The sequence below is a fragment of the Micromonospora sp. KC213 genome, assembly GCF_004348325.1.
GTDB lineage: Bacteria > Actinomycetota > Actinomycetes > Mycobacteriales > Micromonosporaceae > Micromonospora.
The window spans coordinates 86,175-94,904 of sequence record NZ_SMKF01000005.1; the positions used below are offsets into that span (position 1 = coordinate 86,175).

6 protein-coding genes are annotated in these 8,730 nt (G+C 73.4%); all 6 read right to left on the reverse strand.

The annotated features are described in order from the left end of the window. Window positions 1-15: 15 nt before the first annotated feature. The gene (gene murG / locus E1166_RS02875; protein WP_132260614.1) at window positions 16-1,122 is read right to left on the reverse strand and encodes an undecaprenyldiphospho-muramoylpentapeptide beta-N-acetylglucosaminyltransferase; all 1,107 of its coding nucleotides are present in this window, start codon (window positions 1,120-1,122) and stop codon (window positions 16-18) included. Continuing rightward, a complete protein-coding gene (locus tag E1166_RS02880; protein ID WP_132335532.1) occupies window positions 1,122-2,540 on the reverse strand; it encodes a putative peptidoglycan glycosyltransferase FtsW in 1,419 nt (472 codons plus the stop codon). Before E1166_RS02880 ends, murG begins: the two co-directional genes overlap by 1 nt. Window positions 2,541-2,768: 228 nt before the next feature. Further along, window positions 2,769-3,902 (reverse strand): phospho-N-acetylmuramoyl-pentapeptide-transferase, encoded by a 1,134-nt coding sequence (gene mraY, locus E1166_RS02885; protein ID WP_132260613.1) that lies wholly within the window; start codon window positions 3,900-3,902, stop codon window positions 2,769-2,771. Beyond that, complete coding sequence (murF, locus tag E1166_RS02890; RefSeq protein WP_132335518.1) at window positions 3,899-5,341, reverse strand: UDP-N-acetylmuramoyl-tripeptide--D-alanyl-D-alanine ligase; 1,443 nt, start codon at window positions 5,339-5,341, stop codon at window positions 3,899-3,901. The genes mraY and murF overlap by 4 nt, the downstream gene beginning before the upstream one ends. After that, complete coding sequence (locus tag E1166_RS02895; protein WP_132335520.1) at window positions 5,338-6,861, reverse strand: UDP-N-acetylmuramoyl-L-alanyl-D-glutamate--2,6-diaminopimelate ligase; 1,524 nt, start codon at window positions 6,859-6,861, stop codon at window positions 5,338-5,340. The genes murF and E1166_RS02895 overlap by 4 nt, the downstream gene beginning before the upstream one ends. Window positions 6,862-6,952: 91 nt before the next feature. Continuing rightward, window positions 6,953-8,730: penicillin-binding protein 2 (locus E1166_RS02900; protein WP_243710117.1), on the reverse strand; the 1,778-nt coding region annotated here is incomplete at its 5' end.

Consider the following 8,730-nt stretch of genomic DNA (forward strand, 5'->3'; position numbering starts at 1 on the left):
TCGCGGCGGCGGGCCTCATCGGGCCACCGCCTCGTAGACGAAGTTCAGCAGGGCGACGTCGCCGTCCCGCCGCCCGTACGCGGCCGCCGCCGCGCCCATCGCGTGCAGCCGGCGCGGGTCGCGCAGCAGCGGGACCACCGTGCGCTCCAGCCAGGCCGGGGTCAGCTCGGCGTCGTCGACCAGCAGCCCGCCGCCGGCCTCCACCACCGGCAGCGCGTTGCGCTTCTGCTCCTGGTTGGAGTGCGGGTACGGCACGTAGATGGTGGGCAGCCCGATCGCGGCCACCTCGGCGCAGGTCATCGCCCCGCCCCGGGCCAGCATCAGGTCGGCGGCGGCGTAGCCCAGCTCCATCTCGGACAGGTACGGCAGGGCCACGTACGGCACCGGCAGGTCGGTGGGGATCGGCACCGGCTCGTTGCGGGCGCCCATCACGTGCAGCACCTGCACACCGTTGCGGGCCAACTCCTTGGCCGCGCCGGAGACCGCCAGGTTGATCGAGCGGGCACCCTGCGACCCGCCGGCGACGAAGAGCACCGGCAGGTCGGGACGGAGTCCGAAGTGGGCCCGGGCGGCGTCGCGCAGGGCGGCGCGGTCCAGCCCGGCGATGCCCCGGCGCAGCGGCACACCGACCACCCGCGCGTCGCGCAGCGACTCGGCCTGGGCCGGCTGGTGCGGGAAGCCCACTGCGATGTTCTTCGTGAACTTCATTCCGAGCCGGTTGGCCACGCCCGGCGGAACGTTCACCTCGTGGATGACGATCGGCAGCTCCCGCCGCCAGGCGGCGAGGTAACCGGGAACGGAGACGTACCCGCCGAAGCCGACCACCACCTCGGCCCGCACCTCGTCGATCACCTTGCCGGCGGCGCGGGCGGCCTTCCACATCCGGTCCGGGGTACGCACCAGGTTCATGTTGACCGAGCGGGGCAGCTGGTAGGCGGGGATCTGCCGCAGGTCGTAGCCGGCCGGCGGGATCAGCTCGTTCTCCAGGCCCTTCGCGGTGCCGAGGCAGGTGATCCGGACGCCCGGGTCGTGTCGGCGCAGGCAGTCGGCGAAGGCGAGCAGCGGGTAGATGTGGCCACCCGTGCCCCCTCCGCAGAGCACCACCGAACGCAGCGGACCCATCAGCGTCTCCTCTCGCTCGCCGTACCGCCCCGGCCCCGGGCCTGCCGGGCGCCGGGCGACACGGCCTTCTCGTCGGACCGCCGCGCTCGCGACCGGGGTACGGACCCTCGGGCAGCCGGTGGCGTCACCGGGCGGCGACGCCGGCCGGGAAGCGGCGGCAACGGGGCCCAGACTAGTCGGACCCATCGGGCCGGTGGACGGGCGTGCAGGGCTCGGGCCGCGTCGGGTTCGGCGCGGGCGAAGGAGGCGAGCATGCCGATCGCCGCGAGCGTCACGACCAACGCGCTGCCGCCGTCGGAGATGAATGGCAGCGGCACCCCGGTCAGCGGCAGCAACCCGGTCACCCCGCCGACGTTGATCACGGCCTGACCGACCAGCCAGGCGCTGACGCCCGCGGCGGCGAGCCGGCGGAACGGATCCTCCACCCGGCGGGCGATCCGCAGCCCGGTGAAGGCCAGCACCGCGAACAGGGTGAGCACCACGACGCAACCGACCACCCCCAGCTCCTCGGCGATGACGGCGAAGATGAAGTCGTTGTGCGCCTCGGGCAGCCAGTTCCACTTCAGGCTGCCCTTGCCCAACCCGACCCCGAACCAGCCGCCCTGCTCGATGGCGTACCGGGCCTGGATGATCTGGTAGCAGTTCGGCAGGTCGAGCTCGAAGCAGGTCTTCGGGTCCGGCGGGTCGAGCCACATGGTCAGCCGGCCCAGCCGGTAGTTGTCGGCGTCGCGCGAGCCGGAGCCGGCACCGAGCGAGGCGGCGGCGACCAGCAGACCGACACCGAGCAGCCCGACGGCGGACAGGGCGGCGAAGACCCGCATCCGTACGCCGGCCGCCCAGAGCAGCCCCACCACCAGCGCCAGCAGGCACAACATGCTGCCCAGGTCGTTGTAGCCGACCAGCACGAAGAGCAGCCCGACGACGGGGAACAGCGGCGTGGCCAACTCCTTCCACCAGCCCAGTGCGGCCCCCTTGCGGGCCAGCACGTGCGCGCCCCACAGCACCAGCGCGAACTTGGCCACCTCGACCGGTTGGATCGAGATCGGGCCGAGGTAGAGCCAGAGCAGCTCGGCCGAGAGCGGGCCGATCGACTCCACCCGGAACAGCGCCTCCAGGGCCACCAGCAGGTTGAGCAGGAGCAGCAGCGCCACCGCGACGCCGAGCGCGGGCCGGCTCAGCGCCCGGAAGCTGCGGGCGGGCAGCCGCTGGCAGGCCCAGAACGCGACGACCCCGATCACCGCGAAGACCGCCTGCTTGGTCACCGAGGCGGCGGCGTCGCCGTTCTTGGTGGCGAAGTCCTTCACGCTGGTCGCGGAGAAGACCATGGTGAGGCCGATCAGCAGCAACAGGCCGGCGCTGGACAACAGCAGGTAGTAGGAGGCCAGCGGGCGGGCCAGCAGGCCGCGCAGCGCCGCCAGGCCGCCGGCGGTGTCCAGGCCGGCCGCCGCCGGCGGATCCGGGGTACGCCCCGCGTCCGCGCCCCGCCGGGGCGGTGCCTGTGTCGCCGTGCCGGTTGTTGGTTCCTCCCCCACCTGCTCATCATCGCGGTTGCGGCGCGCCGGTTCCGGTCGTTCGGCGCGGTCGGCGTGTCGAAATGCGAAACGGGGGCCCACCGACTATGGGCCCCCGTTCGCGTCGCTCCCGGTTCAGCCCATGTGGGCCAGGAAGTCGCTGTAGAACAGCCCGAGGGCGATGGCCACGCCGATGCCCGCGATGATCCAGAAGCGCACCACGATGTTGACCTCGCTCCAGCCGGCAAGCTCGAAGTGGTGCTGCAGGGGGGACATCCGGAACACCCGCTTGCCGGTGGTCCGGAACGAGATGATCTGGATCACCACCGACATGGTGATGATCACGAAGAGCCCGCCGATGATCGGCAGCAGCAGGATCGTCCGGGTGGACATCGCCATGCCGGCGATCAGCCCGCCCAGACCGAGCGCGCCGGTGTCGCCCATGAAGATCCGCGCCGGTGAGGTGTTCCACCACAGGAAGCCCACGCAGGCCCCGGCCGCCGCCCCGGCGATCAGCGCGATCTCCAGCGGATCCCGGACCGTGTAGCAGTAGTTGTTCGGGTTGCTCATGTAGGCCTCGTCGGCGCACCAGTGCCGGTACTGCCAGAACGCGATCAGCGCGTACGCGGCGAGGACCATCACCGAGGCGCCGGTGGCCAGGCCGTCCAGACCGTCGGTGAGGTTCACCCCGTTGGTCGCCGCCATCACCACGAAGATGAAGACGATCACCGCGCCGACCTTGGTGAGGTCCAGCGCCGGGATGTCCCGGATGAAGCTCAGCGTGGTGCTGCCGACGGTCTCGGTGTTGGTGACCGCCCCCGACGGGCCGGTCATGCTGCTCGGGAAGTACAGCGCGACGACGCCGAAGACCGCCCCGACCAGGATCTGCCCGAACAGCTTGCCCCGCTTGTTGAGCCCGCCGCTGTGCCGCTTGCGGACCTTGAGGAAGTCGTCGATGAAGCCGACCGCGCCGGAGAAGACCATCAGCCCCAGCAGCACCAACGCGGTGATGGTGGGCTCCACCTGGGCGATCTGCGCGTCCGGGAGGGTGGTCAGGGCCAGGTGACCGGCGACGTACGCGATCACCGTGGCCAGGATGAAGACCACGCCGCCCATCGTCGGCGTGCCCTTCTTGCCCTGGTGCATGGCCGGGCCCTCGGCCCGGATCGGCTGGCCCGCCTTGAGCCGGGTGAACACCCGGATCGCGATCGGGGTGCACAGCAGCGAGACCAGGAACGCCACGCCGATGGCGACGATGACGGCCCTCACGCCGCGCCCTCCCCGTCCGCGACGGCAGGGCTCGCCGGCCCGCCGTCCGCGTCGCCCCCGGGGGCGGCCGCGCGCAGCGCGTCGGCCACCTCCCAGGTGCGGTACCGGGAGCCCTTCACCAGGACGACGTCACCCGGTCGTAGCTCGCTGCGCAGCACCTCGACGGCCGCCGCCTGATCGGTGAGCAGCACCGACTCTCCTCCCCAGTTACCTACCGCTGTCGCGCCCTCGTGAATCGGCGCGGCCGGCTCACCCACCACGAGCAGCCGGTCGACACCGAGCTCGGCCGCCAGCCGGCCGACCTTGCGGTGCCCCTCGCGTTCGTAGTCGCCCAGCTCGGCCATGTAGCCGAGCGCGGCGAAGGCCCGCCCACCCCGGCGCATGCCGGCCAGCGCCCGCAGCGCCACCGCCATCGACGCCGGGTTGGCGTTGTACGAATCGTCGATGACGGTGACCCCGTCCGGTCGCTCGAAGACGTCCATCCGACGGGTCGAGACCAGCCCCAACTCACCCAGGGCCGCCGCCACCTCAACCGGCGGCATCCCCAGCTCGCGGACCACCGCCGCGGCGGCCAGCGAGTTGGAGACCTGGTGCCGGCCGGTCAGCCCGAGCCGTACCGGCGCGCTCCCCTCCGGGGTGACCAGGGTGTACGACGCCCGGCCCCGGTCGTCCAGGGCCACGTCCACCGCCCGCACGTCGGCGTGCGTTGCCTCCCCGTAGCGGACCACCCGGGCACCTGTCCGGGCGGCCATCGCGTCGACCAGCGGGTCGTCGGCGTTCAGCACGGCCAGCCCGTCGGCGGGCAACGACTCGACCAGTTCCCCCTTGGCCACCGCGATGTTCTCCACCGAGCCGAACTCGCCCAGGTGCGCCACACCGACGTTGAGCACCACGGCGATGCGTGGCGGCACCACCTCACACAGGTACCGCACGTGCCCGATCCCCCGGGCGCCCTTCTCCAGCACCAGGAAACGGGTCCGCGTCGTGGCCTGCAACGCCGTGTACGGATGCCCCAGCTCGTTGTTGAACGACCCCGGCGGGGCCACCGTGGGCCCGAGCCGGACGGTGAGCTGGGCGATCAGATCCTTGGTGGTGGTCTTGCCCGACGAACCGGTCAACCCGATCACCGTCAACTCCGGCAGCCGGTCCACCACCGCGCGGGCCAGCCGGCCCATCGCGGTCAGCGCGTCGTCCACCAGCACCATCGGCACCCCGGGCAGCTCGCGGGTGCCGAGCACCGCCACCGCACCGGACGTCACCGCGGCGGCGGCGTAGTCGTGCCCGTCGACCTGCTCGCCGGGGAAGGCGACGAAGAGCGCCCCGGCGGTGACCTTGCGGGAGTCGAACTCGACCGGACCGGTCACCCGGGCCTCGGGGTCGGCGGCGAGCAGCCGGCCCTCGACCGCCGCGGCGACCTCCGCCAGGCTCAGCGCGATCATGGCCGACCCGCCCGGTCGCCGAAGCGGGCGCCGAGCGCCGCCGCCAGCTCCACCCGGTCGTCGAACGGGTGGACCTCGCCGGCGATCTCCTGACCCCGCTCGTGGCCCTTGCCCAGCACCGCCACCACGTCACCGGGCTCGGCCAGCCGCACCGCCTCGTCGATGGCGGCCCGCCGTCCCGGCACCTCGATGATCCGGGCCGCGGTGCCCGCCGCGTACGCCCCGGCGAGCACCTCCGCCCGGATCACCGCCGGGTCCTCCGTGCGCGGGTTGTCGTCGGTCACCACCACCACGTCCGCTCCCTCCGCCGCGGCGGCGCCCATCACCGGCCGCTTGCCCCGGTCCCGGTCACCACCGGCGCCGATCACGCAGAGCAACCGCCGGGCGCCGGTCTCGCGCAGGGCCGCCAGCGCGGCCACCACCGCGTCGGTCTTGTGCGCGTAGTCGACCACACCGCGCACCGGCGCGTCCCCGCTGACCAGCTCCAACCGCCCCGGGACCCCGCCGCAGGCGGCCACCCCCCGGGCGGCCGTCACCGGGTCGACCCCGACCGCCACCAGGCTGGCGATGGCCAGCAGCGCGTTGGCGACGTTGTGCCGGCCGGGCAGGGCCACCCCGGCGGGCACCACCACGCCGCCGGGACCGTGCGCGGTGAACCGCTGGGCGTACCCCTCGCCGCCGACCTCGCCGGCCCACCAGGTGGCGGTGGGATCACCGGCGGCCGAGTAGCTGACGGTGGCCGGCCGGAACAGCGGGCGCAGCGCCGGGTCGTCGTGGTTGAGCACCTCGACCGCGCAGCGGCCGTCGAAGAGCTTCGCCTTGGCCGCGAAGTAGTCCGCCGCGTCGGCGTGGAAGTCCAGATGGTCGGAGCCGAAGTTGGTGTACCCACCGACACCGAACCGCACCCCGCCGACCCGTCCCATCGCCAGGGCGTGGCTGGAGACCTCCATCACCAGCGCGGTCACCCCCCGCTCCCGGGCAGCGGCCAGCATGGCGTGCAGGTCGGTCGCCTCGGGGGTGGTGCGCACGCTGTCGACGACCAGGTCGCCCAGACGGGTCTCGACGGTGCCGATCAACCCGGTGACGTGGCCCGCGGCGCGCAACCCGGACTCCACCAGGTAGGCGGTGGAGGTCTTGCCGGCGGTGCCGGTGATCCCGATGACGGTCAGCGCCGCGGTGGGGTCGCCGTAGACGGCAGAGGCGAGGTCGCCCAACACGGCCCGGGGATCGCCGGCGACCAGGGCGGGCAGCCCGGCCTCGGACACCGCGGCGGCGCCGGCCGGGTCGGTGAGGGCGGCCACCGCGCCGGCCGCCGCCGCGGCGGCGGCGAACTCCGCGCCGTGCCGGCGGGCGCCGGGCAGCGCGGCGTACAGGTCGCCGGGGCGGATCTGCTGGCTGGCGTGGGTCACCCCGGTCACCGCCAGGTCGGCGGCACCCTCCGGCGGGGCCAGCGCGAGCCGCGCGGCGAGGTCGCCGAGGCGCAGTGCGGGCACGGAACGGGGACGCGGATTGCCGGGCACGGCGTCAGACCCTACCCGGTCGTCCGGTTCCGGCCGTACAGCCGCCCCGGTGGTTCGTCCGCACCCACCGATGATGTCGCGCCGTGCCTGCTCAGCGCGGAAAGACCTCGAACTTCGGGGCCTTGCCGCTCGACGGGGGCACCCGGTAGTGGCGCAGCGTGAACCCCATCATCTCGCGGAAGGCCGGCGCGGCCACCGTGCCGCCCTCACCGCCCGGGCTCCACACGAAGACCGCCACCACGTACCGGGGGTTCTCCGCCGGGGCCATTCCGATGAACGAGCCGACCTCGCCGGGCTGTTTGACGCCGTTCACCAGCCGCAAGCCGGTACCGGTCTTGCCGGCGACCCGGTAGCCGGGCACCGCGGCGGCCAGCCCGGTGGCGTGGTCGACGGTGGTCACCGCCTCCAGGATGGTGCGCAGCGCCTGGGCGTTGGCCGGGCTGAGCACCGACCGGGTGACCGGCGGCTGCGCCGGGGTACGGCGGCCGGTCTGCCCGTCGATGATCTCCTTGATCAGGCGCGGCTGGACGTAGGTGCCGTCGTTGGCGATGGCGGCGTACGCGGCGGCCATCTGCAGCGGGGTGGCGTCGACGCTGTGCCCGATCGGCACCGACCCGTACGACGACCCGCTCCACTCCTCGGCGGGCAGCAGCCGCCCCGACGCCTCCCCCGGCATCCCGACCCCGGTGGGCTGCCCCAGCCCGAACCGCTTCTGGTAGTCGATGAGCCGGTCCCGGCCGAGCTTTTCGGCGATCTCGATGGTGCCGACGTTGGAGGAGTAGGCCATCATGCCGGCCAGGCTCATCTGCCGGCCGTTGGCCGGGTGGGTGTCGCGGAAGGTGGTGTCGCCCATGGCGATGCTGTTGGCGATCGGCATGGTGGTGTCCGGCGTGATCACCCCTTCCTGCAGCGCCGCGCCGAAGGTGATCGCCTTGTGCACCGAGCCCGGGTCGACCACGAAGCTGGTCGCGGCGTCCTCCCGGTCGGTGGGCTTGCTCGTTTCGGCGTTGGCCGCGTTGTAGGTGGGATGGCTGGCCTGTGCCAGCACCTCACCGGTCTTCGCGTCCATCACGATCGCCGCACCCACGCTGCCCTGGGTCTGCGCCATCTGCCGGCCCAGCACCTGCTGCACCTGGTACTGCAGGTCGCGGTCGATGGTCAGCACCAGGGAGCTGCCGGGCTTGGCGGCCGTCGTCTCGCTGTAGCCGCCGGGGATCGGCGCGTTCAGGTCGCCCCGGCCGGCCTCGTAGACCCACCGGCCGTCCTCCCCTTCCAGCACGTCGTCGTAGCGTGCCTCCAGCCCCTCCAGGCCGGCCATGTCCTGGCTGGTGAAACCGACCAGGTTGGCCGCGAGGTCCCCACCGGGCACCTCCCGCCGCTCGTCGCGGTGCACGCCGATGCCGGCCAGGTCCAGCGCCACGATCTGTTTGGCCTTGGCGATGTCCACCCCCCGGGCCAGGTACTGGAACTGCGACTCGCCCCCGCCGGGCAACGCGCGCCGCTCCATCTTCTCCACCAGTTCGGACACGGGCACCCCGAGCAGCGGGGAGAGCTGCCGGGCGGTGGCCCCGCGGTCCTTGACCCGGGTCGGATCGGCGAAGACGTACCGTGCCTCGACGCTGCGGGCCAACGGCGCGCCGGTGCGGTCCAGGATCGCGCCGCGCGGGGCGGGCAGGTCGACCCGGACGGTCCGGAAGCCGAGGCCGCCGTCGGCGTACGCGGGGGTGTTGACGGTCTGGATGACGACCAGCCGGATCGCGATGACCGCGAAGAGCATCAGCACCAGCAGGGTGCCCAGCCGCAGCCGGCGACGCGGCTCGGCCAGTTTCGGCGGCCGGGGCCGGCGGCGGGAGGGGCGGCGGCCAGCGG

Bases quoted from the DNA above. Each gene is read 5' to 3' on its own strand.
- murG (WP_132260614.1), bottom strand. From the start codon at position 1,122: ATGGGTCCGCTGCGTTCGGTGGTGCTCTGCGGAGGGGGCACGGGTGGC.
- murF (WP_132335518.1), bottom strand. From the start codon at position 5,341: ATGATCGCGCTGAGCCTGGCGGAGGTCGCCGCGGCGGTCGAGGGCCGG.